Below are 24,131 nucleotides of genomic sequence, written 5' to 3'. Positions count from 1 at the left end.
GCCCCGCGGAAGGCCCCGCGGAGGGATCCCGTCGAGCAGGACACCTCGTCGACCTCGGAGGCTGCCGCGGCGCTCCGCTCCATCGCCGTCTTCCGGATCGCCCACCTCTCCGCCGGGACGCTCTCGACGACGCTCCTGGGCTTCGGCGTCGTCGGGCAGAGCCCTCTCGTCCACTGACCGTTCATCCTCCGCGGGATGCGGGGAGGACCCCGGCGCTGCCAGGCTGAGCGGATGACTCCGCAGTCCTCCCGCCTCCGGCCCTTCGGCCCGTCCGGCGCCACCGTCACCCGGCTGACCCTCGGCACCTCCTGGCGCCCCGAGCGCGTCGCCGACCTCGACCGGGTGCCGGCCCTCGAGCGCGTCCTCGACTCCGACGCCGCCACCCGCGCCGTCTCCGTCGTCGACACGTCCAACGAGTACGCCGGCGGCCACAGCGAGCGCCTGATCGGCGAGGCCCTGCAGGCCCGCGGCGGCGTCCCCGAGGGGATCACCGTGGTCACCAAGCTCGACCGCGACCCGAGCACCGGCAGCTACTCGGCCGAGCGGATGCGCCGCAGCCTCGACGAGAGCCGCGAGCGCCTCGGGATGGACGTCCTCCCCCTGCTCTACCTGCACGACCCGGAGCGCATCTCGTACGACGAGGCCTTCGCCGAGGACGGCCCGGTCCGCGCGCTCGTCGCGATGAAGGAGGCGGGCGTCGCCCTCTCGATCGGGATCTCGGGCGGACCCGCGCCGATGCTGCGCCACTACGTCGACACCGGCCTCTTCGACGCCGTGATCACCCACAACCGCTTCACGCTGGTCGACCGCTCCTCCGAGGAGCTGATCGACGCGTCCGTCGACCGCGGCGTGATCGTCGTCAACGCGGCGGTCTACGGCGGAGGCGCCCTCGCGCGCTGGCCGGAGCCGGTCGCCTCCTACGCCTACCGGCCGGCGCCGCGCGAGATCGTCGACGCCGTCGCGGCGATGGGAGCGGCCTGCGACCGGGCGGGCGTGCCGCTCGCCGCCGCCGCGCTGCAGTTCTCGACGCGCGACCCCCGCGTGACGACGACGGTCGTCGGCGCCACCTCCGCCGAGCACTACGACTCCTTCGTGGCCGACGACGCGCTCGAGATCCCCGACGCGCTGTTCGAAGAGCTGGAGTCGCTCGCTCCGCCGAGCACCGTCTGGCAGGACGCGCCCGGGGCGACCTGGCCGCGCTGATCCGGGCATAGCCGGGCTCTCCTCCCGGTTGGAGCACGTGACCCCCTCCGCGAGATGCCGCCGGCGTGCGCCCTCACCGGCGTATCGCCTACCGAAGCGGCGTTCCGCGGAGAAGCACGACAGGAGAGACATGACCGACACCGCCTTGTTCCAGCCGCTGACGCTCCGCTCGAGGACCGCGCGCAACCGCCTCTGGGCGGCACCGATGTGCCAGTACTCGGTGGAGGCGCAGGACGGCGTGCCCACCTCGTGGCACCTCGTGCACCTCGGCGGGCTCGCGCGCGGCGGATCGGGCGTCGTCATCGCGGAGGCCACCGCCGTCGTCCCCGAGGGGCGGATCAGCCCCTGGGACACGGGGCTGTGGAACGACGAGCAGCGCGACGCCTGGGCTCCGATCGTCGATTTCGTGCACGGACAGGGCGCGCTCGCGGGCGTGCAGCTCGCCCACGCGGGCCGGAAGGCGTCGACCTACCGCGAGTGGAGCGGACGCGGATCCGTGCCGCTGGAGGACGGCGGCTGGCCGACCGTCGCTCCCTCGGCCGTCGCGTTCGAGGGCTACGCGGAGCCGCGCGAGCTGGCCGCGGAGGAGCTGCCCGGCCTCGTCGAGGCGTTCCGCGCCTCCGCCCGCCGCGCCGCGGACGCCGGCTTCGACGTGATCGAGCTGCACGCCGCGCACGGGTACCTGCTCCATCAGTTCCTGTCGCCGCTCTCGAACACCCGCGAGGACTCCTACGGCGGCTCGCTCGAGAACCGGGCGCGCCTGCTGCTCGAGGTCGTCCGCGCGGTCCGCGCCGAGATCGGGGAGATCGTGCTGCTCGTCCGCTTCTCCGCGACCGACTGGGCCGAGGGCGGCTGGACACTGGAGGAGACGATCACCGTCTCGGAGTGGGCGCGCGCCGAGGGCGTGGACCTCTTCGACGTGTCGACCGGCGGACTCGTGCACGCCAGCATCCCGGTGGCGCCGCTCTACCAGGTGCCGTTCGCGCGCGACCTGCGGAAGGCGACCGGTGCACTGGTCGGCGCCGTGGGACTCATCACCACGGCGGAGCAGGCGGAGGGCGTGGTCGCGAACGGCGACGCCGACGTCGTGCTGCTCGCCCGCGAGCTGCTGCGCGACCCGAACGCTCCGGTGCGGATGGCGCACGAGCTCGGCGCGGACCTGCCGGTGCCCCCGCAGTACACCCGGGCCTGGCGCTGAGCCTTCAACCGCGAGATGCCACCTGTGCGCACGCCTCGCGGCGTGTCATGTGCACAAGTGGCATCTCGCGGAGGAGAGCGGTCGGGCTCCCCGGAGGAGAGCGTCAGCTCTCGGAGGGCTCCTCGGGAGCGTCCTCCTCGGGGTTGAAGTGCGAGTCTCCGGAGACCCCCACCGCCAGCCCGTCCTCGGAGTGCGGGATGGTCTCGTCGTCGCCGAGACCGTTCGCCTTCTTCTCGCCCTCGGACGAGGTGGCTGCGTCGGTCACGGCTCAGGCCTCGACGTCGCCGCGCCAGGCACCGTCGGGGGTGCCCTGCTTCTCGATGTACTCCTTGAAGTTGTTCAGGTCCTTCTTCACGGCGTGACTGCCGGCGCCGACGAGCGAGCCGAGCGTCTCGAGGAAGCCCTTGGGCTCCCAGTCGAGCTGCACGGTGACGCGGGTCTCGGTGTCGGAGAGCTTGTGGAAGGTGACGACGCCCGCGTGGTCGGTCTCGCCGCCGGTGCTGTTCCACGCGACGCGCTCGTCGGGGTGCTGCTCGGTGATGTTCGCCTCGAACTCGCGCTCGACGGGGCCGACCTTCACCTTCCAGACGGTGAGGGTGTCGGTGACCTGCTGGATCGACTCGACCTCGTCGAGGAAGCGCGGGAACTCCTCGAACTGGGTCCACTGGTTGTAGGCGACGGACACGGGGACGTTGACGTCGACGGTCTCGATGATCTGCGGCACGGTGGTGCTCCTTGCTGTCTCACTCGGTGTGCGGCGTTCCGCTGCTGCGGTCGTCACGCTCGACGTTAGGCGGGAGCCGCCTGGGAACGCACCGGGTTGCGGACTGACCCGAACGTGGTAAGCGGAGGCGGTGCTGCGGTGCGCGCGCCGGGACGGCTCCGGCGGGCGCCCGAGACGCCGCCGCGCACGCCGGGACGTCCGCGGGCGGGCGGCGTCCGGACGGCACGGCGGCGTCTCGGGAGCGGCAGGACGGAGCAGGCCGTGGTCAGCGGTCCTGCGGGTCGCCGCCGAGCTGGCCGATGGCGGGGAGGGGGCCGCCGTCGTCGGCGCCGGTGCGGCGCCAGCGGGCGATGGCGTTGCCCAGGTGGTAGATCACGAGGGCGGCGCCGGCGCCGAGGACGATGCCGCCGAGCTCGAAGCCGCCGGAGGAGAACGAGAAGCCGGCGATCGCGATCACGAGGGAGACCGCGGCGGTGTACTGGTTGACCGGGCGCGAGAAGTCGACGCGGTTGTCGATCCAGATCTTGATGCCGATCACGCCGATCAGGCCGTAGAGCGCGGTGGTCGCGCCGCCCAGGACTCCGGCCGGGATCGAGTTGAAGACGGCGCCGACCTTGGGCGAGAGGCTGAGCAGGATCGCGGTGACGCCGGCGACCCAGTAGGCGGCCGTCGAGTACACGCGGGTGGCCGCCATCACTCCGATGTTCTCGCCGTAGGTCGTGGTGCCGGAGCCGCCGAAGGCGCCGGAGAGGGTGGTCGCCACACCGTCCGCGATCAGGGCCCGGCCGGTGCTGGCGTTGGCGGAGGCGTCGGTCATCGTCGCGACGCCGCGGACGTGGCCGACGTTCTCGGCGATGAGGACGAGCACGACCGGCAGGAACATCGCGATGCCCGACCACGTGGATCCGGAGCCGAAGTCGGGGAAGGTGAACGGCGGCAGGCCGAACCAGTCGGCCGCGCCGACCGCGGAGTAGTCGATCTCGTTCCGCAGCAGGGCGACGACGTAGCCGATGACCACGCCGAGGAAGATCGAGACGCGGCCGAGGAAGCCGCGGAGGAACACGCTCGACAGGATGATCGCGGCGAGCGTGATCGTCCCGGTGATCGGCGCCTGCTTGAAGCTGAGGTACGCGGTCGGAGCCAGGTTGAACCCGATCAGGGCCACGATCGCGCCGGCGACGACCGGCGGCATCAGCCTGTCGATCCAGCCCAGGCCGACGACCTGCACGAGGACGCCGACGGCAGCCAGGAGGAGGCCCACGGCGACGACTCCGGCGAGCGCCGACCCCGTCCCTCCGACGGCGGTCGCGGCCGTGACGGGCGCGATGAAGGCGAAGCTCGAGCCGAGGTAGCTGGGGAGCCGGTTGCGCGTGATCAGGAGGAACAGCAGCGTCCCGACTCCGGAGAAGAGCAGGGTCGTGGCGACCGGGAATCCGGTGAGCACGGGCACGAGGAACGTCGCTCCGAACATGGCGACGACGTGCTGGATTCCGATGGCGATCGTGGCCGGCCAGGCGAGCCGCTCGCCGGGGGCGACGACGGCGCCGGGCTCGACGGTGCGGCCGTCTCCGTGCAGGGTCCAGATGGGCATGGGGCTCCTCGGCGGGGAAGGGAGGCGGGGGTCGACGTTCACAGTAGCGAGGGGTCTGGCCGTGCCGCGGCACCCGACCTACGATCGGGCCATGGACGGAGCGCGGCGTCTCGGCGAGGAGGAGTTCTCCGCGCACCTCGCCGAGCGGGTCGCGCGGATCCGCGGGTCGTTCGGCGACCTCCCGCTCTGGGCGGTCTCGGGCTGGAGCGGTCCGCGGCTGCTGGCGGAGTGGACGCTGACGGGCGGGCCGCGGGGGCTCTCGTTCCTCGCCGACGACGCGGTCCCGGGCGGGCCGGGGCCCTCCGTCGAGATCCGCACGACCCTCGGCGATCCGCGGCACGACGTCGCGCTGCTCTGCTGCCGGGAGGAGGCGCCCGTCTCGTTCGTGCAGCCGGAGGCGCTGCCCGCTCCTACGCGGATCGCGGAGATCCCCGTCGACGGGGCTCCGGAGCCCTTCGAGGTGTGGGAGGGAGCCGGGGCCGTGCGCGCGGCCGCGTGGGTGCGCGGGCACGTCCTCACGCTGGAGTGCCGCGGAGTCGATCTGGACGCTCTCGCGCTGGACGAGGTGGACGACATCGAGCCGTTCGTGGCCGGCTGGCTGGAGTTCGTCGGCGCCTCGCGGCGTTGAGCGACGACCCGCGCTCCCGCGCTGCTGGGAGAGCGCGGAGTCCCGCCCGGCGCGCCGGTGAAAGATGTGCGCCGATCCCGGACAGGAGGGAGCATGAGGCACATGCCAGCTCCCCTCGCGGGTCCCGACCGGTTCGCCGCAGTCGCCGCCGCGGTCGCCGATCCCGTCCGCCGCTACCTCTGGCGGCGCACCGACTCCGCCACCGCCGACGACGTGCTCGCCGCGACGCTCTCGGTGCTCTGGCGCCGCAGCGCCGACGTCCCCGAGGACGACCCGGTGCCGTGGGCGATCGGCGTCGCCCGGCTCCAGCTGCAGAACGCCCGGCGGATGCAGCGCCGCCAGGTCATGCTCGCCCAGCGGATCGCGGTCGTCGATCCGCCCCAGGTGCAGATCGACGAGGGCGAGGCGTCGGGCGCGGAGGAGACCGTGCGCCTGGTGCTCGCCCGGATGCGCGAGCAGGACGCCGAGCTGCTGCGCCTCTGGGCGTGGGAGGAGCTCGACGTCCGCGGGATCGCCGCGGTCCTCGGAGTCACGGCGAACGCCGTCTCGATCCGCCTGCACCGCGCGCGGCGCCGCTTCGCCGAGCTCTACGACTCCACCGACCCGCACGCGCCCGAAGGGGGACTCCGATGACCGGAACCGACGACGAGGACGTCCGCCGCCTCCTCCGCACGGTCGACCCCGCGCGGAGCCTCCCTGCGCTCGACCGCGACGAGCTCGCCGAGCAGATCGCCGCCGCCACGGGCGAGGGCACGCGGACGGTGCACTCCCGCCGCCGCTCCCCCTGGCTGATCGTGGGAGTCGGCGCGCTGAGCGCCGGGGCCGCCGCCTCCCTCCTGCTGCCCTTCGCGCTCGGCGTGGGCGGGGGCAGCACCTCGACGCTGATCCTGCCGAGCACGGGCGGGCCGATGGCCGCGTGCTCGCCGGTGACGGCCGCCGCGCTGGCCCCTGCTCAGTTCGCGTTCCGGGCCGAGGTCCGCTCGATCGACGGGAGCACCGTCACCCTGCACGTGCTCGAGCGCTACGCGGGCGAGGTCGGCGACGGCGTCACGGTCACCCAGGGCAGGGAGACGGCGGTGGACGGGGCCCCCATCGTCTTCGAGACCGGGGTCGACTACCTGGTCGCGGCCGACGGCGACACGATCCTGACCTGCGGCCTCAGCGGCGAGAGCTCCCCCGAGCTCGCGGCGCTGTACCAGGAGGCGTTCTCGCGGCAGTAGGCGGAGGCGGGTAGCGGCCCGGGCGGGCGGTGGCAAGGGCCTCCCCGATCGGGGGGAGCGGCGCGCAGGCTGAGGCATGGGCCTCCCGGCCCTCCCCCTCCGGTCGCCCGGCGGCGCCCGCGGGCCCTCGGCGACACCGCCCCGCCCGCCCCGCAGGAGGCCCGCATGCCGGTGTTCCGGCTCCTCGAACCGCTCCACGCCGCCGGTGTCGCGCTCGCCGACCTCGTGAGCGATCGGCTCCGCCTCCACGGCGACGGCTCCGACGTCCGCATCACCGCGGTGACCGTCGCGCACACCGAGGCGGGCCCCGGCGCCCTCTTCGCCGCGCTCCCCGGCAGGAGGAGCCACGGGGCCCGGTTCGCGGCCGACGCGGCGGCGGCAGGAGCGGTCGCCGTGCTCACCGACGCGGGCGGGCTCGACGAGGCGCGCGCCTCCGGACTGCCCGTCCTCCTCAGCGACGACCCCCGCACCGCCCTCGGCCCGGTCGCGGCGCGGGTGTACGGCACGAGGAGCGGACCGGTGCTCCTCGGCGTGACCGGCACCAACGGCAAGACCAGCACCGTGCACCTCCTCGACGCGGTGCTCCGGCAGCTGGGCGTCGTCTCGGGGCTGAGCTCCACCGCCGAGCGCCGCAGCGCCGACCACGTGGTCGCCAGCCGCCTCACCACGCCCGAGGCCTCCGAGCTGCACGCTCTCCTCGCCCGGATGGCGGAGGACGGCGTCGAGGCGGCGGCCATCGAGGTCAGCGCTCAGGCGCTCGTGCGCTCCCGGATGGAGGGGATCGTGCTCGACGTCGCCGGGTTCACCAACCTCAGCCACGACCACCTCGACGACTTCGGCGACCTGGACGAGTACCTCCGCGCCAAGCAGCGCCTGTTCACGCCCGAGCGGAGCCGCCGCGGCGTCGTGGTCGTCGACACCGAGGCGGGGCGCCGGGTCGCCCGCGAGGCCTCCGTCCCGGTCGTGACGCTCTCCGCCGGGGACGGAGCCGACTGGCGGATCGACGTGCTCGAGACCGCGGTCGACCGCACCCGCTTCCGGCTCACCGCCCGCGACGGCTGGTCGACGACCACCTCCATCCCGCTCCTCGGCCGCTACATGGCCTCGAACGCGGCCCTCGCGCTGGTGATGCTGATCGAGGCGGGCCACGCGCGCGACCGGGTGGCCGCGGCGGTCGGCTCCGGGATCGACGTCACCGTGCCCGGGCGGACGCTGCTCGTGTCCGGCGCCGACGGGCCGCGGGTCTTCCTCGACTTCTCGCACACGCCCGACTCGGTCGCGCGCACCGTCGACGCCCTCCGCGAGGTGACGCCCGGCCGCGTGCTCGTCCTCCTCGGCGCCGACGGCGACCGCGACTCGAGCAAGCGCGCGCCGATGGGCCGGGCCGCCGCCGAGCGCGCCGACCTGGTGATCGTCACCGACCACCACCCGCGCTTCGAGGACCCGGCGCGGATCCGTCGCGCCCTGGTCGACGGCGCCCGCCGCGTCGAGCGCTGCGAGGTGCTCGAGATAGCGGAGCCGGCCGACGCCGTCCGCGCCGCGCTGCACCGGGCCGGCCCGTCCGACTCCGTCCTCTGGGTCGGCCCCGGCGACACCGACTACCGCGTGGTCGGCGCCGACGACCTCCCCTACTCCCCTCGCGCCGACACGGCCCGCGCGCTGGCCGAGGCCGGCTGGAGCGTCGACCTGCTTGACTGATCGGGTGTTCTCGACCCTCCCGGTGCGCCGCGTGCAGGCCCGACCCGAGCACCCCGCCGACCTCGCGCGCTGGCCCGCGACGCTCGCGCCCGTGCGGCAGGTGCTGGCCGAGGGCTGGGATCTCGGCCAGGTGACGGTGATCACCGGCGAGAACGGCTCGGGCAAGTCGACGCTGCTCGAGGCGGTCGCCCTCGCCTACGGGCTGAACGCTGAGGGCGGATCCACGGGTGCCATGCACTCCTCCCGCGCCTCGGAGTCGGACCTGGCCGAGCACCTCCAGCTGGTCCGCGGGGCCGGGGCGTCCAAGCGCGGCTTCTTCCTCCGCGCCGAGACGATGCACGGCTTCTTCAGCTACCTGGAGGAGGTGGGGATCGACGGCGGATACCACGAGCGGAGCCACGGCGAGTCGTTCCTCGACATCGTGGCGAACCGCTCCCGGATCAGCGGGCTGTGGCTCCTCGACGAGCCGGAGTCGGCCCTCTCGGTGTCGGGCTGCCTCGCCCTGATCGGACAGCTGCGCGACCTGGTCGCCGGCGGCTCGCAGGTCGTCCTCTCCACGCACTCGCCGATCCTCGCGGCCCTCCCCGGAGCCGACCTCTACGAGCTCGACGAGACGGGCCTGCACCCCTGCCGCTACGACGACCTCGACCTGGTGCGGACCTGGCGCGGCTTCCTCGACCAGCCGGCCCGCTTCCTGCGGCGACTGGAGTAGGCCGGAGGGCGCTCGGCCGCGCCGGAACGGGCCGTTCGTGTTCACCACGGAGGGAAGTACGTCGGCAGGCAGTCCCGTTCTCGCGGATCCCGGGCCGCCCGGGCGAAAGTCTCCGCCGGCACGAGCACGATCAGGCCGCGGAGGGCGCCGTCGGCCGGGCGACCCGGGGCGCCCAGCCCACCGCGATCGCGGCGCCGGCGAGCGCGAGCTGTCCGAGCGGCGGCAGGATCGCCGAGACCAGGGAGCCGTCGCCGCCGGACGTGACGAAGGTGTCGGCGACCGACATCCCGAAGCCGAACCCGGCGAAGAAGCGGAAGACGACGGCGCCGGCGACCAGGGCGAGCATGAGCACCGCGATCCGCCGCGGAGTGAGCGGCGACCTCCGGCCGACCAGGGCGCCGACCGTCACGACGATCGCGGCGGCCGTCCAGAACGCGGCCCACCCGGTGACCCAGATCGCGTGGGAGCCGAACTCGAAGCCGTCGCGCTCGGACATGGTCGCGTAGATCTCCGCCAGGGCCACGCCGGGGACCTTCGCCTGCGGATTCCAGACCAGCAGATCCACCGCGCCCACCACCGTGACGCCCGCCACGAGCGCGAGGCCCGCGAGGGCGACGGGGAGGCGCTGAGCGCGGGTCGCCGTCCGCGGTGCGAGGGCGATGGTCCGCGAGCCGCCGAGGACGATCGCCCCGCAGACGAGTCCGGCGAGGGAGACGGGCAGGCCGACGAGGGCGAGGGGTCCGGGGAGGAGGAGGCCGGCCGCGGTGAGCACCGGGCCGACGACGGCGGCGACCAGGGAGATCCGCGCGAGCACCGTGCGGGCCGACGCCGCAGCGCCGAGGAGGTGGACCGCGCCGAGGACCGCGACCGCGACGGCGGCGACGAGCACCGCGGTCTGCACGGCGCCGACGGCGGCCAGGGCGGTGTCGGAGGCGGCACCCGGCTCGGGGACGATCCCGCCGCCGGTCAGCGCGATGCCGCTCAGCATCAGCGCGGCCGCGGCGAAGAGCGCGAGTCCGCGGCGGGCGAGGCGGCGCGGGAGCGTGCCCCGCGCTTCGCCGGTGTGCGCGGGCAGGTCGCGGTCGACGCTCACCAGCAGGGCGAGCGCTCCGAGGACGACGCCGCGCCGGGGCAGTCCCAGCTCGGCGGCCCCGGCCAGGTCGGCCCGCCACTCCTCGAGGTAGCGCTCGCGGGCGAGCGGGGGCAGCAGCAGCGACAGGAGCCGCAGGAGCGCGCTCACGCGGTCGCCTCCGCCGCTCGCGGCGCCGACCGCGCGGTCGACCGCATCCGCTCGACGGCGGCCCGGGCTGCCGGGGCGCCCTCCGCGGTCAGCTCGTAGAGCCGGCGACGCGGGCCGCTCCGCTCGCTCGCGGCCTCCCACTCCGAGACCACCCAGCCCGCTCCCTCGAGCCGCTCCAGGATCGGATAGACGCTGCCCGCCGGTCGCCCGGTGGCCTTGATCACGACCATGCCCCAGGTCGGGCCGTCGGCGTCGAGGAGGGTCCGGAGGACGTCCGCGGTGGCGGACGTGAGGCGAGGGAGTGGCTGCACACGGATGACGCTACCTATGTAGAGATAGGGCGGTCAACTGCTCCGGAGAGTTGTCGACGGGCGGCTCGGACGCGATCGATCACGCGCATGCCGAGAGACCCGAGGCCGTCGACGCGCCGCTCGCCCTGGTTCACGACCTGACGCGCGAGACCGCGCCGTCGATCGTCACTCCGCTGAAACAGCGCCGCAATGAGCGCTTCGGATACTGGGGAGGTTCCAAGCTCCCTCTCACTCGATCCGAAGGTGCACGCTTGTCTCCCTCCCCCTCTCCCTCCTCGTTCCGTCGTGCCGTCCGGCTCACCGCCGCGGCAGCTGTCTGCTCCGGGCTCGCGCTCGGAGCAGCGGTGACGGCCCATTCCGCTGCTGCGTCCGTCGCGGACGCCGCCCCGGCTCCCGCCGTCGTCGACCTGAGCATCACCGACGCACTCGCGCTCCTCGAGTCGGGGGCGACGACCTCGGTCGCCCTGACTCAGCGCTACCTCGACCGCATCGCGGCCTACGACGACCCCTACGGCGACCAGCCCGGACTCGCCGCCGTGATCCTGGCCAACCCCGACGCCCTCGCCACCGCCGCGGCCCTCGACGCCGAGCGCGCCGCGGGCTCGATCCGCGGACCTCTCCACGGCGTCCCGATCCTGGTGAAGGACAACTACGCCACCTTCGACATGCCGACCACCGCCGGCAGCGCCTCCCTGCACACCTACCGGACGGCTCTGGACTCCACCGCGGTGCAGCGTCTCCGCGACGCCGGCGCGATCATCCTCGCCAAGACGAACATGGCGGAGTTCGCGTGGCACGGCACGTACACGCTGAGCTCCGAGCGCGGGCGGACGAACAACCCGTACAACCAGGCGAACAGCGCCAGCGGATCCAGCGGCGGCACGGGAGCCGCGGTCGCCGCCGGCTACGCCCCAGCCGGGCTGGGGACCGACTCCTGCGGCTCGATCGTCGGGCCGAGCGCGCACCAGAGCCTCGTGGGGTACCGGCCGACCATGGGCCTCACCAGCGTCACCGGCATCGTGCCGCTGTCGCTGCGCCAGGACGTCTCGGGACCGATGACGACGACCGTCACCGACGCGGCCCTCCTGATGGAGGTGCTGGCCGGGTACGACCCGACCGACCCGCAGACCGTCATCGCGCAGAGCATCGACTCCGACTCCTTCGTGGCGGGGCTGAGCGACACCGCACTCGAGGGGAAGCGCATCGGCTACGTGCGCTGGGACTACGAGGAGGACCCGGCCCGCCCGGGTCTGACCGAGACCACCGCTCTGGTCGACGCGGCGGTGGCCGACCTGCGCGCACAGGGCGCCGAGGTCGTGGAGGTGCCGGACTTCACCCGGGAGTTCGTCTCGGGCACCCTCAAGCCCGGCGGATGGATCGACATGCGGCCGAGCATCGACTCCTTCTTCGCGTCGACGGAGGCGACCTGGCCCGAGGGTCTCGCCGCGCTCACCGAGCCGGCCGACGCGTTGACCTTCTCAGACGTGATCGCCGACGGGAAGTCGTCCCTGACCCAGGGCGACATCGACTACTTCCTCAGCAACGAGGACGTGCCGAACCCGGCCTACGACGCGGCCGTCGCCGAGCAGGACGCCGGCAAGGCCGCCATGGACCAGTACTTCGAGGACCACGAGCTCGACGCTCTGGCGATGCCCACGAGCGCCACCTCGGCCACCCCCGACTGGGCGGGCACGACGTTCTGCGACGTCGGAGCGAACACGGGCGTGCCGACCGTCTCGCTCCCCGCGGGCTTCACCTCCACGGGTGCGGCGGCAGGCCTCGAGCTGGCCGCTCCGCGCGGCGCCGACGCGTCGCTGCTGGCGATGTCGTACGACTACGAGCAGGCGACGCTGCACCGCGTGGCTCCGGCCTCCACTCCGGAGCTCGCCGTCACCGAGCCGACGCCCGAGCCGACCGCCACGCCGACCGCCCCGCCGGTGGAGCCGACGACGGCGCCGACCTCGGCCCCCACCACTGCGCCGACCACGGCGCCGGGCCCGCAGCCGACCGCCACGCCGAGCACGGCACCGGTCGCACCGGCGCCGACCTCGACTCCGAGGCCCGGAGCCGCCCTCGCGCACACCGGCGCCCAGGGGACGACCGGTCTGGCGGCCCTGGCCCTCGCGCTGATCACGGGAGGCGCGGGAGCCCTCGCGCTGACCGTCCGCCGCCGGCCCTCGCGCCGCTAGCCGGACCCCGCACGCAGAACGTCGGCCGGGAGCAGCCGCCCTCCACCCTCGGGGGACGGCGGGCACTCTCGGCCGACGTTCTGCGCGCGAGCGCGGGGACTACCTGCGGAACATCCGCGCCGTGGTCTCGAAGAGGCCCTTCACGGGGCGCTGCTGCTCGCCCTGCTGGGCGCCGAGGACGATGATGACGGCGGTCAGCACGGGGATGGCCCACTGGGTGACCTTCTGCACGCGGAGGGCCGTGGTCAGCTCCTGCGAGTTCTGCTCCGACGCCTCGGTCACGCCGGGGGCGCCCTCGTCGGCGTGCTTGGCCTGCGTCGCTCCGGCGACCGCGGCGATCACCGAGGCGGCACCGGCGAGCCCGGTCACGACGGTCTTGACGACGGTGTTCGTGCGGCTCTCCTGCTGGTTGGCCAGGCGGGTCTTGTTGGCGAGGACGAGGCCGATGCCGCCGACGCCGTGGGCGGCGATCGCGGCGAGCTGCACGGGGGTCCAGCGGGCCCAGCCGTTGGAGGAGAGGCGGAGGCGCTCCGCCGGGTCGGACGAGGTGGACGCGGCGCCGTTCAGGCCGACGGCGCCCATGAGCGAGCCGCCGAACCAGGCGGCGGCTCCGAGGTCGTGGAGACTGCGGACGAGGGTGTTGCGGGAGGGCATGTGGGCCTCTTCTCTGCCGGCGGCGGACGCCGGCGGTGGTCGGCTGGTGCGGACTCCTCCGACGCTACGCGCGCCCTGGAACCGCGCACGGGGCTTGACCTCTCCCCCTCCGACACGCTCCGCTGGAGGTCACCGACCGACCCGGACCGACCGACCCGAGGAGTCCCGCGATGCCCACCGACGACGAGAAGCGGACGACCCGCGACGAGTTCCACGACGCCGTGAACATGACCGCGAAGGAGCTCGAGGAGTGGCTCGGCACCGACGAGTCGAAGGAGGTCGGCCAGAAGCCGGAGGGCGGCGGCGAGTCCGTCGGCCACGAGAGCGGGCGCCGCATCGTCGAGCTGCTCGGCACGAAGCAGGCCGACCTGAGCGACGACGACTACGCCCACATGACGAAGGTCGTCGGCTACGTGCACCGGCACGCGAAGCAGCGTCCCTCGGGCGATGTCACCGAGACGAAGTGGCGCTACTCCCTGATGAACTGGGGCAACGACCCGCTGAAGTGACGGCCGGGCCCGGGGCGGGTCAGGCCGTCGCGCAGCTCCCGTCGACCTCGCCGATGACGCCGTCCGTCACCGACACGACCGCGCAGTTCGGGTAGCCCCGCTGCGGCCGGTGCGCGGGGTCGAGCGCGCGGAGGATGCTCCCGAGCACCGCTCCGTGCGTCACGACCAGCACGTCCCCGTGCTCGGCCGCCGGCACGAACCGCGCGATCGCGGCCTCCACGCGGGCGCGCACGGCGGCACCGCTGTCGGCCCGGCCGGAGGGGTCGTGGCGGTGGATCGCGTCGAGCACCGAGTCGAGACCGGCGTCGGTCATCCGCGGCCAGTCGGCGGAGGAGGGCACGTAGGAGTAGCCGTGGTCGGCGAACACCGGCTCCCAGAGCGAGGCGTTCGGCTGCCCCTCGAAGGCGCCGAAGTGCCACTCGCGGAGCTCGACCATCGGCTCGGCCTCGAGCGACGGGTGCCCGGCGAGCGCCGCCGCCGCCGTGGTGCGGGTGCGGGTGAGGTCGCTCGTGAACGCCGCGACGAGCGGCACGGCGCGCATCCGCTCGCCGAGGGCCGCCGCCTGGCGCTCGCCGCGCTCGGTCAGCGGCGAGTCGCACCAGCCCTGCAGCTGGCCGGCGACGTTGAAGAGGGTCTCGGCGTGGCGGACGAGGTGGATCGTGCCGCTCACGGGCGCTCGCTCGCGGGCGTCGTCGGGCGGGCGGGGGTGGTGCGGTGCATGCGGTTCTCCGGGGTCAGCGCGCTACTCCGGAGCGGCGCGCGCGATGTGGAGGGCCAGGAAGGCGACCTCCTCGTTGGGCAGGGCGGCCTGGTACTCGGCCGCCACGAAGGAGCGGACCCGCTCGGCGGAGGCGATCGCGCGCGGGTAGCGGGCGCTGAGGCTGGTGAAGAGGAAGTCGTCCTCGCTCTCGAGCAGGCCGCCCGAGAAGAAGCGCTCGGCGAAGTACTGCAGGTGCGCCACGAAGCGGGCGGAGCGGAGGTCGTCGCGGTCGAGCGCGGCTCCGCTGGAGTGCTGGATGATCGCGGTCACCGAGCGGATGAGCTGCACGATCCGGAGCGAGTCGATCCCGACCTTGCCGAGCTCCGCGTTGGCGAGGTGGAAGGCGACGTTCGCGGCCTCGTCGGCGGGCAGCTCCACGTCCAGGCGCTCGCGCATCCGCTCGACCGCCCGCTCCCCCACCGCGTACTGAACGGGGTAGACCGTCCGCATCTCCCAGGCCAGCCGGTTGGCGACCGAGAGCCCGCGCCGCTGCCGCTCCACCGCGAAGTGCAGGTGGTCGGTGAGCGCGAGGTACACGTGCGGGTCGAGCTTCAGCCCCTGCTCCTCCGCATCGGCGACGACCGCGCGGGTGAGCTCGACGAACTCCGGCGGGATCTGCGCCAGGAGCTCGACGAGGTTGCGCTGATCCGAGTCGTCCAGCGCCACGAACACCTGGTCGACGCTCGAGGGCTCGATCGCCTCGCCGGCCTTCGCTCCGAAGCCGATCCCCCTGCCCAGGAGCACGCGCTCGACGCCGCGCTCGTCGACGACGAGGACGACGCTCGAGTTGAGCACCTTCTTGATGGTCTGCATGCGTGTCTCCGTCGACGGCCGCGTCAGGGCTGGGGTGGGGGGGGTGGCGGGGCCTCTGCCCGGAGAGCCGGACGGCGCCTCCGGGCAGAGGAGGATCATCCCAGATCCGCGCCGTTGGAGGCGATGACCTTCTGGTACCAGAAGAACGAGTCCTTCCGGTAGCGCTCGGTGCTGCCGTGGCCGAGGTCGTCCATGTCGACGTAGACGAACCCGTAGCGCTTCGAGATCTGCGAGCTGGAGGCGCTGATCAGGTCGATCGGCGCCCAGCTCACGTAGCCGAGCAGCTCCACGCCCTCGTCCACCGCCTGGATCATCTGCTCGAAGTGCGCGCGGAAGTAGTCGATCCGGTACGGGTCGTGGACCCGGCCGTCCTCGGTCAACTCGTCGCGCATCCCGAGCCCGTTCTCGACGATGAACAGCGGCTTGCCGTAGCGGTCGTAGAGGTCGATCAGCGAGATCCGCAGCCCGACGGGGTCGATCTGCCAGCCCCACTCGCTCGACTCGAGGAACGGGTTCTTGACGCCGAGGACCGTGTTGCCGGGGGTGCGCTCGGCGTCGGGGCGGACCGACTCCGTCATCGACATGTAGTAGCTGAACGAGATGAAGTCGACCGGGTGCTCGCGCAGCAGCTCGACGTCGCCCGCCTCGAACGGGATCTCGACCCCGCGGCTCTCGAGCGCCCGCAGCGCCAGGCGCGGGTAGGCGCCGCCCGCCTGGACGTCGGTGCAGAGGTAGAGCATCCGCTCCTTCGCCTGCGTCGCCGCGACGTCGTCGGGGTGGCAGGTGTTGGGGTAGGTGGTCAGCATCGTGAGCATGCAGCCCATCCGCGACTCGGGCCACAGCTCCTTCAGCGTCCTCGTGACCGAGGCGGAGGCGACGAACTGGTGATGCAGGGCCGTGTAGCAGGCCTGCTCCACGCTGCCCTCGACGGTCTCCTCGATGATCCCGCCCGAGGTGAACGGGTGGCGGATGATGCCGTCGATCTCGTTGAAGGTCAGCCACATGTCGACGAGGTGGCCGAAGCGCTCGAAGCAGGTCCGGGCGAAGCGCTCGAACAGCCCGATCGTGCGGCGGTCGACCCAGCCGTTGTGCTTCAGCGCGAGCGCGAGCGGCGGGTCGTAGTGCGAGAGCGTGACCAGCGGCTCGATCCCGAGGCGCCGCATCTCGGTGAAGAGGGCGAGGTAGTAGGCGATGCCCTCCTCGAGCGGCTCCGCCTCCTCCCCCGTCGGGTAGAGGCGGGTCCAGGCGATCGAGACGCGGAGGGTGGTGAAGCCCATCTCGGCGAACAGCGCGAGGTCGCCGGGGTAGCGGTGGTAGAAGTCGATGCCGCGGCGCTTGGGGTAGTACTCGGTGTCGTCGTCGGACATCGCCGCCGTGATGCTCTCCACCGTGTTGCGGTGGTGGATCGCGTACTCCTTCGGGTCCGCCTTCGGCTTGTAGGAGGCGACGTCGCTGACCGCCGGGCCGCGCCCGCCCTCGCGCCACGCGCCCTCGACCTGGTTGGCGGCGAGGGCGCCGCCCCATCGGAATCCGTCAGGAAGCGCCATCGGCGAGCTCCTTCTCTTTATGCGTCACGGTCATGATCCGGTCGCCGGCGGTGATCCGCTCGGCGGCCTCGACGAGCACGGTGTACTCGGCGGAGTTGGTCACGAGCACCGGGGTCGTGGTGTCGTAGCCGGCCGCGGTGATCGCGGCCAGGTCGGCGGTGAGGAGCAGCTGCCCGGCCTCGACCCGGTCGCCGACCGCGACGTGCGCCTCGAACGGCGCGCCGTCCAGCTGCACCGTGTCGATGCCGACGTGGATGAGCACCTCGACGCCGTCCGCGCGGCGGAGCCCCACGGCGTGGCGGGAGGAGAGCAGCGCGATGACCTCGCCGGCGAACGGCGCCCGGACGGCTCCGTCGGTGGGGCGGATCGCCAGCCCCTCGCCGAGCACGCCGGCCGAGAACACGGGGTCCGGAACCTCCGAGAGGGGGATGACGGAGCCGGTGAGCGGCGCCTGCAGCGCGAGCGGGCTCCCGGCGTCGGCCGCCACGTCGCCGAGCGCCTGGACGCTGGCGGAGGCGTCGTCGCGCCAGATGACGAAGGAGACGACGAACGAGACGGCGACCGAGATCAGCAGGCCGATCACGGCGTTGAGCAGGTTCCAGGGGTTCAGCCCGTCGATGAACATCGAGATGCTGGCGACGCCGGGGCTGACCAGCGCGAACGCAGCGACCTGCGTGGCGCCGATGTAGGCGCCTCCGACGACGCTGCCCGTGATGACGGAGACCAGGGCGCGCTTGTTCTGCAGCGTGACGCCGTAGAGCGCCGGCTCGGTGATCCCGAAGAGGGCCGAGAGGCCGCCCGAGAAGGCGGTGGCGCGGAGGGTCGCGCTCTTGGTGCGCAGGGCGATCGCGAGGCTGGAGCCGGCCTCCGCCGCATTGTGGGCGAGCGAGGAGGCGAGGTAGAAGGTGTCCTTGCCCGCGCTGGCCATGGTGGCGATGGTCGGCGGGATGAACGCCTTGTGCATGCCGACCGAGATGATCAGCGGGAGCACGCCGGCCAGCAGCGCGACGGCCACCCAGCCGAGCGCCCCGTAGAGGCCGATCATCGCGCCGGTGAGCATCGAGCCGAGCCAGTAGCCGAGAGGGCCGAGCAGGAAGATCGTGGCCGGAGCGACGATCACGAGGCACATCAGCGGCACGTAGAACGTGCGGATCGGGCCCCACGAGTGCTTCGTGAAGAAGCGCTCGACGACCGAGAGCAGCAGCACGGCCAGGATCGCCGGGAACACCTGCGCGTTGTAGGCGATGACCGGCACCGGGATACCGAAGAGCGCGACTCCGCCCTCCTGGTTGAGCAGCGTCGTGAACGCCGGGAAGACCAGGACGCCGACGAGCCCGAGCGCCAGCGGCCGGTTCACGTCGAGCTTCTTCGCGCTCGTGTACGCGACGAGCAGCGGCAGGAAGCCGAACACCGCGTCCGGGATGGCGGACAGCAGCTTGAAGTTGTCCGAGGCCGGGTCGAGCCAGCCCAGCGCCGAGGCGAGGACGAGGAACGACTTGAAGATGCCGGCGCCCGCGATGGCCGGGATGATCGGCGTGAACACGCTGACCACGAAGTCCATGATCGTCGCGCCGAGGCGCTTGAGGGACCGCGGCTGCTTCGCCTGCTCCGCGGATGCGGTGGTGCCGCCGCGCAGCTTCTCGACCGCCGCGTACATCTCGCTGACGCCGCTGCCGACGATGACCTGCGTCTGCGGGCCGGTGACGACGCCGATCACGCCGGGCACCGCCTTCAACGCCTCGACGTCGGCCTTCGCGTCGTCCGCCAGCGCGAACCGCAGACGGGTCGAGCAGTGCTGCAGCTTCGCCACGTTGGCGGCGCCGCCGACGTGCTCGAGGATCGCCTTCGCGCTCTCCTGGGTACTCATCGGTACTCCTCCGGGTGTGTGGGGACGCGCGCTTCCCTGCGCTGTGCTGCCCGGCCGTCCGTCGCCGTCCCCGCCCCCTCCGGCACCGTCATCGGTGCTCCGGCGGAGCGTTAGGAGGCATCCGGGCACAAAAAAAGGACCCGACGACGCTCATTACGCGTTTCGTCGGATCCTGCCTGCACGACCAGTCACATGTCCGGGAGCGAACGTAACACGGGGGTGGGTGGGGCGTCAAAGAGGGGGGGCGTGCGCACGGCCATCGCGTACGGGCGGTTGTTGCACCGGTGTCGGCATGATGGACACGTGGACACTCTCGACGTCGTTGCGGCGGTCATCAGCGATCGCGGCCGTATTCTTGCCTGCCGTCGGCGGGCGGACAAGGCGGCGGGCGGGCTCTGGGAATTTCCCGGCGGCAAGAGAGAACCTGGCGAAACGGCTGAAGGCGCCCTCGTGAGAGAGATCCGCGAGGAGCTGAGCGTGGAGATCGAGGTCGGCCCCATGCTGACGTCAGACGAAACGGAGGTCGGCGCTCTCACCATTCGGTTGCACTGCTTCCGAGCCGTGGTTCGTGGCCCACGCCCCACGGAGAGCACCGACCACGACCAACTCCTCTGGCTCCTTCCGAGCGAACTCCCCGGACTGGAGTGGGCTCACCCCGATCTGCCGGCCGTTCGGCTTCTTTCCTCTAGGGATCGATAAGGTCGAAGCCCTCGTCAGACCTGAACGCTGTGATGATCGAGAGGCTGCGGATGAGATCCAGCATGTCCTCTTCCGGGCGACCGGGAAGCAGGATGACGGGGACTGCCGCGTAGCCCTCGCGCTGCGCAAGATGCGCATAGTCGAGCACCTGCCCGATGGCCATGCGGACGAAGGACCGGGCGGTCGACTTCTTGGCTTCGACGATCCAGCCGCTCGATCGGACATAGAGGTCCGGCTCGACCCGTGAGCTGCCGACCGGGAGCGTCAGACGACTGGGCGGCGTGCCGTTCTCGGTCAGCCAGAGCCCAAAGTCGGACTGCAGCTCGAACTCGATTCGGGAGACGACCCGGTCATCGAGAGGGCTGACATCCGCACCCGCGATGACGATGTCGGAGTGCTCGGGAGGCGTCCAGTCGCCGAGCGAGGCAGCGGACTCCTGCATGCCACCGTAGGTCGGCAGCCGAGTGATGTCCGCCGCAAGCGGCAGGAGAGTGAAGATGATGCCGCGTCGCTGCGTCCCTTCGGTGTCCGGGATGATCTCCCACCGGTAGGTCGGAGTCCCTGTCGTGAAGGCACCGATGTAGGTCACGCTCGTTCCCTGCACCGTGAAGAGCCTAAGCACCCGCCCATCCTGCGCCGCGTCCCGGAGAGCCCTGTTGCCGCGAAGAAAAACCTGGTCACCGACCTGCCCTTCTCCCGTGTAGGAGTAAGACCCGTCCTCGCGAAGTCCCTCGAACCGGTCGTAGCCGTATCGAGCTCCCTTCGTTGGATCGGTGAAGATGAAGATTTCACGGAGCGCTCGCGGCGTCACGATCCCCTGCTGCTGCTGCCCTCCGTATGCGCGGTGAATATCACGCCGGAGGACCTGGTCGCCCACTTCCAAGGTGAACCGACGCTCGGTGGTGTCTCGTCGAAGCAGACGGGAGCGGACAGCCTCCGCCTGCTCTTCGGTCAGATCCCACCGAGATTCCTCGGCCGGAAGAGTTCCGTAGGAGGAGCGGAGGAGGCTTCGGATTCGACGCTGAGAAACGCCTAGTTCAAGTGAGAGTGTGGCGGGAGTAACGGGAGGCATCTCGCGAGACTAGAAATGCTCGGAGCACGTTCTGTCGAGATGCACTCGTGTTAGCGACAGAGTTACTCATTTTGCGTAAGTGCTGAACTTTGTGCCGCATGGGTCCCAGAACAGAGGTCACGGAAGAGACCATTACTCACTATTGTCGTAGTGGAAAGACGCTACTGCGGTCGCGTCTGCCGCTGTTGCGGCGTCGGGATGACCCTCCATCAGAGGAAAGAGGTTCTCCCCCTCACTCCCCGCACCCCGCCAGCACCGCCTCCGACGCCGCCCGGTCCCGCGCGTCGATCCCGAGCCCGTAGTCGCTGAGCACTTCCACGAACTGCTCCACGTACCCGCAGCGCAGCTCCGCGGCCGGTGGCAGCCACTCCCCCGGGCCGGCGTCGCTCTTCGCGCGGTTCGTCTGCTCGGAGGCGGCGACGAGGTTCGCGGGGTCGTTCGCGAAGGCGAGGCGCTGGTCGTCCGTCCACGACCAGGCGCCGTGGTGCCACGCCCAGCCCAGGGCGACGACGTGGTCGATCTGCACAAGGCGGGACGTGTCGGTCCCGGAGACGAAGGCGACCGAGGTGCCGTCGTAGGGGTCGATCAGGGTGCCGGTGAGGACCTTGCAGTCGCGGGTGCCGGGCTTGAACACGGGGGCGAGCAGGTCACGGCCGAGGACGTCGTTGCGGGTGTCGCAGCCGTTGCGGTCGACGTCCGACCACGCCTGCCCGAAGAGGTCGCGGTCGTAGGGGACGGCGGCGGGGCCCTCGACCGAGGCGAGAGCGGCCAGCGTCGCGAGGGGCGGAGTGGACGGCTCCGTTTGTGGAGCGGACGGCTCCGTTTCCGGAGCGGACGGCTCCGTTTCCGGAGCGGACGGCTCGACGTCCGCCGAGGGGCTGCTCGGCGCGGGAGCAGCGGGACTGCTCGACGCCGCAGAAGCACTGGCCGAGGAGGACACCGCCTCCGGTCCGCCTCCTCCCGCCGTGTCCGACAGTGCGACGGCTGCGACGGCGAGCGCCGCGGCCCCCAGCAGAGCGAGGATCGCACCGACCCGTCGACGAGGGCGCCGGCGCACGGGGGAAGCGAACCAGTTACGCATGATCGACCCCTCCTGCGATGAGAACCGCGATGCGGTCGACGCGACGCGCCTCCTCAGTATGCGGAGCGACCCGCTCCGGGCTCGACGGTCGGGCGGAGCGTCGGGAACGGGGGTGGCGGCCGCGCGGAGCGACGGCGTCGACGGCCGGGATCGAGCGTCGCGGAGGCCACCTCGTCGCGCCCACACCGTCGACCCGCGCCTGCTTGACTGCTCCCATGGAGATCTTCATCGGAGTGGTCGGCCTGCTCGGCGGGCTGGTCATCGCCGGGCTCGCGGTCGTCGCGGTGGTCATCGGACGGCGGCGGGCGGTGCCGGCGTCGCTGGTCGACGTCGAGGTGCGGCTGACGCACGCCGGGGACGACTGGTGGCGGGTGGGCGCGCGGGTGCGCAACTCCGGCCGCTCGCTCGTGCCGGTGACGAGCTACAGCGACGGGCGGCCGATCTCGGTCGATCTCGGCGGGGCCGTGTCGGCGGAGTGGTACGGGTCGGCTCCCCGGTCGGACGCGTGGCGGATCGATCCGGCGGTCGGGCTCCTGCTCGGACCCGTCGCGCTGGAGCGCGGGGCCGACCTGGGGGCGACGATCGTCGTGCGCGGGCGGCCGCAGGTGCGGATCGACGCGCCGCTGCGCTACGTGCCGGTGCGCGAGAACGTGATCGAGTCGCAGACGCCGGACGCCGCTCCGGTCTGGGGCGTGTCCGAGGCCGCGGCCGCTCCGGCAGCAGCGCCGGCGTCGGCTCCCCCTGCGCCGATCCGGCCGCGTCAGCAGCGTCCGAGGGACGCCGACCCGTCACGTCCCGAGCGTGAGAGCGTCCTCCGCGGCGGCTTCGGAGTGTGGGCGGCGATGATCGCGGGCGGCGCAGGAGCCGTCGGCGTCGCGATCGGGATCGCCCTCGAGCTGGCCGGCGTCGAGGCGTCGGGGCTGGGCGGCGCGGGCATCATCCTGATCGCGGCCGGCTTCCTCGGCCTGGTCGGCACCCTCGTGATCCGGCTGCTGCGCCGCTGGCTCGAGCCGCCCGCCCTCTGGCGGACGCCCGCGCAGCGCCTCCGCCGCCCCGGGACGATCACCGTCCTCATCCTGAGCTACGCCGGGCTGGCGCTGTTCTGCACCGAGTTCGCGGCTCAGTCGGTGACCGGCGACACGACCTGGGTGGCCGGCGTCGCCGTGCTGATGCTGATCGCCGCACTGATCGGCATGGGACTCGTCGGGTTCCTCCGCCTGGTCGTCCTGCTCGGCGTGCGCCGCGCCTCCCGGGAGACCCCGTGACCCGAGAGGTCGTCGTCGTCGGAGCCGGCCTGGTCGGAGCGGCGACAGCCCGCGCCCTCACCGAGCGCGGCGATCGCGAGGTGCTCGTCGAGCAGTTCGAGCGGGGTCACGACCGCGGGTCGTCCCACGGCGAGACGCGCATCTTCCGGCGCGGCTACCTCGAGGACGACTACCGCGCCCTCACCTGACGGGCCGGGCGCGCCTGGGCACGGCTCGAAGCCGAGACCGGCCGCCGCCTGCTGCATCCGGTCGGCGCGATCGACCACGGCGACCCCGCCGTCCTGGCCGCCGTCGAGGCTGTCCTCCTGCGCGACGGGATCCCCGTGGTGCGGATCGAGGCGGACGAGGCGGAGCGGCGCTGGCCGGGACTCCGCTTCGAGACCGACGTCCTGCTGCACCCCGAGGGCGGACGCCTCGACGCGGCGGCCGCGATCGACGCGATGCTCGACTCCGCCCTCGGACGCGGCGCCGTCCTCCGGACGCGGACGCGAGTGCTGGGCATCGAGGAGCGCGCCGACGACGTGCGCGTGCTGACCTCGGACGGCGCCCTCGACGCCGACGCGGTCGTCGTGGCCGGCGGATCCTGGACGCCTCCGCTCGTGGACGGCCTCGTCCGCGCGGCCGGCCGACGCCTCCCTCCGCTGCGCGTCACACAGGAGCAGCCCGCGCACTTCGCGACGGACCTGCCCCTCGACTCCTGGCCGAGCTTCGCCCACCACCGCGCCGGCCTGCCCGTCGTCTACGGGCTCGCGACGCCCGGAGTCGGGGTGAAGGTGGGCGAGCACAGCACCGGTGTCGTCGTCGATCCCGACGAGCGCACCTTCGAGCCCGAGCCCCGAGCGCTCGCCCGCCTCGTCGGCTACGTCGCGGAGTGGATCCCGGGCGCGGACGCGGCGAGCGCCGCTCCGATCAGCTGCCTCTACGACAGCACGCCCGACGAGGACTTCGTGCTCGACCGCGTGGGCCGCGTGACTCTGGCGACCGGGTTCTCGGGGCACGGCTTCACGTTCGGACCGGTCCTGGGCGAGCTGCTCGCGGACCTCGTCGCCGGCGGAGCGGCGCGGGAGCGGTTCCAGCTGCTGCCCACGTGAGGGGCGTGTGCGCCCGGAGGAGCGGCTTCCGACCGGGGAGCAGCGGGTGCTCCCGGGAG

23 protein-coding genes and 1 pseudogene are annotated in these 24,131 nt (G+C 72.7%); 12 read left to right on the top strand and 12 right to left on the bottom strand.

Annotated elements, in window-relative coordinates:
• The first annotated feature begins 231 nt into the window (after window positions 1-231).
• Together GSU40_RS03400 and GSU40_RS03395 are read left to right on the top strand one after the other, a co-directional pair.
• A complete protein-coding gene (locus GSU40_RS03400) occupies window positions 232-1,203 on the top strand; it encodes an aldo/keto reductase (RefSeq protein WP_104249740.1) in 972 nt (323 codons plus the stop codon).
• Window positions 1,204-1,333: 130 nt separating this feature from the next.
• Window positions 1,334-2,401: an NADH:flavin oxidoreductase/NADH oxidase gene (locus GSU40_RS03395; protein ID WP_160033685.1), complete on the top strand. Its 1,068-nt coding sequence runs from the start codon at window positions 1,334-1,336 to the stop codon at window positions 2,399-2,401.
• A gap of 103 nt (window positions 2,402-2,504) precedes the next feature.
• Here GSU40_RS03395 and GSU40_RS16860 read toward each other — a convergent pair whose 3' ends face one another.
• The 3 genes from GSU40_RS16860 to GSU40_RS03385 form a co-directional block, all read right to left on the bottom strand.
• A complete protein-coding gene (locus GSU40_RS16860; RefSeq protein ID WP_167299017.1) occupies window positions 2,505-2,666 on the bottom strand; it encodes a hypothetical protein in 162 nt (53 codons plus the stop codon).
• Window positions 2,667-2,669: 3 nt separating this feature from the next.
• Window positions 2,670-3,125, bottom strand: coding sequence for an SRPBCC family protein (locus tag GSU40_RS03390; protein WP_104224157.1), 456 nt, complete (start codon window positions 3,123-3,125; stop codon window positions 2,670-2,672).
• Window positions 3,126-3,390: 265 nt separating this feature from the next.
• On the bottom strand, window positions 3,391-4,716 hold the full coding sequence (locus tag GSU40_RS03385) for a solute carrier family 23 protein (RefSeq protein WP_104266697.1): 1,326 nt from the start codon (window positions 4,714-4,716) through the stop codon (window positions 3,391-3,393).
• 91 nt (window positions 4,717-4,807) lie between these two features.
• Here GSU40_RS03385 and GSU40_RS03380 point away from each other — a divergent pair, with 91 nt between their 5' ends.
• The 5 genes from GSU40_RS03380 (at window position 4,808) to GSU40_RS03360 (ending at window position 8,974) form a co-directional block, all read left to right on the top strand.
• Window positions 4,808-5,344, top strand: a complete 537-nt coding sequence (locus tag GSU40_RS03380) for a hypothetical protein (protein WP_104246989.1) — start codon at window positions 4,808-4,810, stop codon at window positions 5,342-5,344.
• 102 nt (window positions 5,345-5,446) lie between these two features.
• Window positions 5,447-5,977 carry a sigma-70 family RNA polymerase sigma factor gene (locus GSU40_RS03375; RefSeq protein WP_160033683.1) on the top strand — a complete coding sequence of 177 codons (531 nt, stop codon included), beginning with the start codon at window positions 5,447-5,449 and terminating at the stop codon, window positions 5,975-5,977.
• Window positions 5,974-6,564 (top strand): hypothetical protein, encoded by a 591-nt coding sequence (locus GSU40_RS03370; RefSeq protein WP_160033681.1) that lies wholly within the window; start codon window positions 5,974-5,976, stop codon window positions 6,562-6,564. Before GSU40_RS03375 ends, GSU40_RS03370 begins: the two co-directional genes overlap by 4 nt.
• A gap of 165 nt (window positions 6,565-6,729) precedes the next feature.
• Entirely contained in the window at window positions 6,730-8,262 is a 1,533-nt protein-coding gene (locus GSU40_RS03365) for a UDP-N-acetylmuramoyl-L-alanyl-D-glutamate--2,6-diaminopimelate ligase (RefSeq protein ID WP_160033679.1), read from the top strand.
• 4 nt (window positions 8,263-8,266) lie between these two features.
• Window positions 8,267-8,974 (top strand): AAA family ATPase, encoded by a 708-nt coding sequence (locus tag GSU40_RS03360; protein WP_244229577.1) that lies wholly within the window; start codon window positions 8,267-8,269, stop codon window positions 8,972-8,974.
• 130 nt (window positions 8,975-9,104) lie between these two features.
• On the opposite strand, the gene GSU40_RS03355 is transcribed toward GSU40_RS03360, so the two are convergent.
• Complete coding sequence (locus tag GSU40_RS03355; RefSeq protein ID WP_160033677.1) at window positions 9,105-10,214, bottom strand: hypothetical protein; 1,110 nt, start codon at window positions 10,212-10,214, stop codon at window positions 9,105-9,107.
• Complete coding sequence (locus GSU40_RS03350; RefSeq protein WP_104233471.1) at window positions 10,211-10,525, bottom strand: helix-turn-helix transcriptional regulator; 315 nt, start codon at window positions 10,523-10,525, stop codon at window positions 10,211-10,213. Before GSU40_RS03350 ends, GSU40_RS03355 begins: the two co-directional genes overlap by 4 nt.
• Window positions 10,526-10,869: 344 nt before the next feature.
• On the opposite strand from GSU40_RS03350, the gene GSU40_RS03345 reads away from it, so the two are divergent.
• Window positions 10,870-12,714 carry an amidase family protein gene (locus tag GSU40_RS03345; RefSeq protein ID WP_244229576.1) on the top strand — a complete coding sequence of 615 codons (1,845 nt, stop codon included), beginning with the start codon at window positions 10,870-10,872 and terminating at the stop codon, window positions 12,712-12,714.
• Window positions 12,715-12,813: 99 nt separating this feature from the next.
• Here the strand turns inward: GSU40_RS03345 and GSU40_RS03340 are convergent, their stop codons facing one another.
• Window positions 12,814-13,368, bottom strand: coding sequence for a hypothetical protein (locus tag GSU40_RS03340; RefSeq protein WP_160033673.1), 555 nt, complete (start codon window positions 13,366-13,368; stop codon window positions 12,814-12,816).
• A gap of 170 nt (window positions 13,369-13,538) precedes the next feature.
• On the opposite strand from GSU40_RS03340, the gene GSU40_RS03335 reads away from it, so the two are divergent.
• Window positions 13,539-13,877, top strand: coding sequence for a DUF3140 domain-containing protein (locus GSU40_RS03335; RefSeq protein WP_104282476.1), 339 nt, complete (start codon window positions 13,539-13,541; stop codon window positions 13,875-13,877).
• Between the two features lie 19 nt (window positions 13,878-13,896).
• On the opposite strand, the gene GSU40_RS03330 is transcribed toward GSU40_RS03335, so the two are convergent.
• From GSU40_RS03330 to GSU40_RS03315, 4 genes are all read right to left on the bottom strand, one after another.
• Window positions 13,897-14,547, bottom strand: coding sequence for a histidine phosphatase family protein (locus GSU40_RS03330; protein ID WP_160033671.1), 651 nt, complete (start codon window positions 14,545-14,547; stop codon window positions 13,897-13,899).
• Between the two features lie 72 nt (window positions 14,548-14,619).
• Entirely contained in the window at window positions 14,620-15,450 is an 831-nt protein-coding gene (locus tag GSU40_RS03325) for a PRD domain-containing protein (protein ID WP_104225973.1), read from the bottom strand.
• 95 nt (window positions 15,451-15,545) lie between these two features.
• The gene (locus GSU40_RS03320) at window positions 15,546-16,997 is read right to left on the bottom strand and encodes a family 1 glycosylhydrolase (protein WP_104256263.1); all 1,452 of its coding nucleotides are present in this window, start codon (window positions 16,995-16,997) and stop codon (window positions 15,546-15,548) included.
• A complete protein-coding gene (locus tag GSU40_RS03315; protein WP_160033669.1) occupies window positions 16,984-18,864 on the bottom strand; it encodes a beta-glucoside-specific PTS transporter subunit IIABC in 1,881 nt (626 codons plus the stop codon). The genes GSU40_RS03320 and GSU40_RS03315 overlap by 14 nt, the downstream gene beginning before the upstream one ends.
• Before the next feature lie 303 nt (window positions 18,865-19,167).
• Here GSU40_RS03315 and GSU40_RS03310 point away from each other — a divergent pair, with 303 nt between their 5' ends.
• Window positions 19,168-19,563 (top strand): (deoxy)nucleoside triphosphate pyrophosphohydrolase, encoded by a 396-nt coding sequence (locus GSU40_RS03310; RefSeq protein WP_244229575.1) that lies wholly within the window; start codon window positions 19,168-19,170, stop codon window positions 19,561-19,563.
• On the opposite strand, the gene GSU40_RS03305 is transcribed toward GSU40_RS03310, so the two are convergent.
• Both GSU40_RS03305 and GSU40_RS03300 read right to left on the bottom strand, forming a co-directional pair.
• Entirely contained in the window at window positions 19,550-20,440 is an 891-nt protein-coding gene (locus GSU40_RS03305; RefSeq protein ID WP_244229574.1) for a hypothetical protein, read from the bottom strand. The genes GSU40_RS03310 and GSU40_RS03305 overlap by 14 nt on opposite strands.
• Before the next feature lie 427 nt (window positions 20,441-20,867).
• Window positions 20,868-21,716, bottom strand: coding sequence for an HNH endonuclease family protein (locus tag GSU40_RS03300; RefSeq protein ID WP_160033663.1), 849 nt, complete (start codon window positions 21,714-21,716; stop codon window positions 20,868-20,870).
• 215 nt (window positions 21,717-21,931) lie between these two features.
• Here GSU40_RS03300 and GSU40_RS03295 point away from each other — a divergent pair, with 215 nt between their 5' ends.
• Both GSU40_RS03295 and GSU40_RS03290 read left to right on the top strand, forming a co-directional pair.
• Window positions 21,932-22,981 carry a hypothetical protein gene (locus GSU40_RS03295; RefSeq protein ID WP_160033661.1) on the top strand — a complete coding sequence of 350 codons (1,050 nt, stop codon included), beginning with the start codon at window positions 21,932-21,934 and terminating at the stop codon, window positions 22,979-22,981.
• Window positions 22,978-24,072: pseudogene (locus GSU40_RS03290) on the top strand (FAD-dependent oxidoreductase). Before GSU40_RS03295 ends, GSU40_RS03290 begins: the two are co-directional and overlap by 4 nt.
• The last annotated feature ends 59 nt before the right edge of the window (window positions 24,073-24,131 follow it).

Origin of the sequence: Rathayibacter sp. VKM Ac-2805 (genome assembly GCF_009834265.1) — a bacterium.
Lineage (GTDB): Bacteria > Actinomycetota > Actinomycetes > Actinomycetales > Microbacteriaceae > Rathayibacter.
Note: the sequence above shows the minus strand (reverse complement) of the source record. Positions and strands in the feature narration are given on the sequence as shown.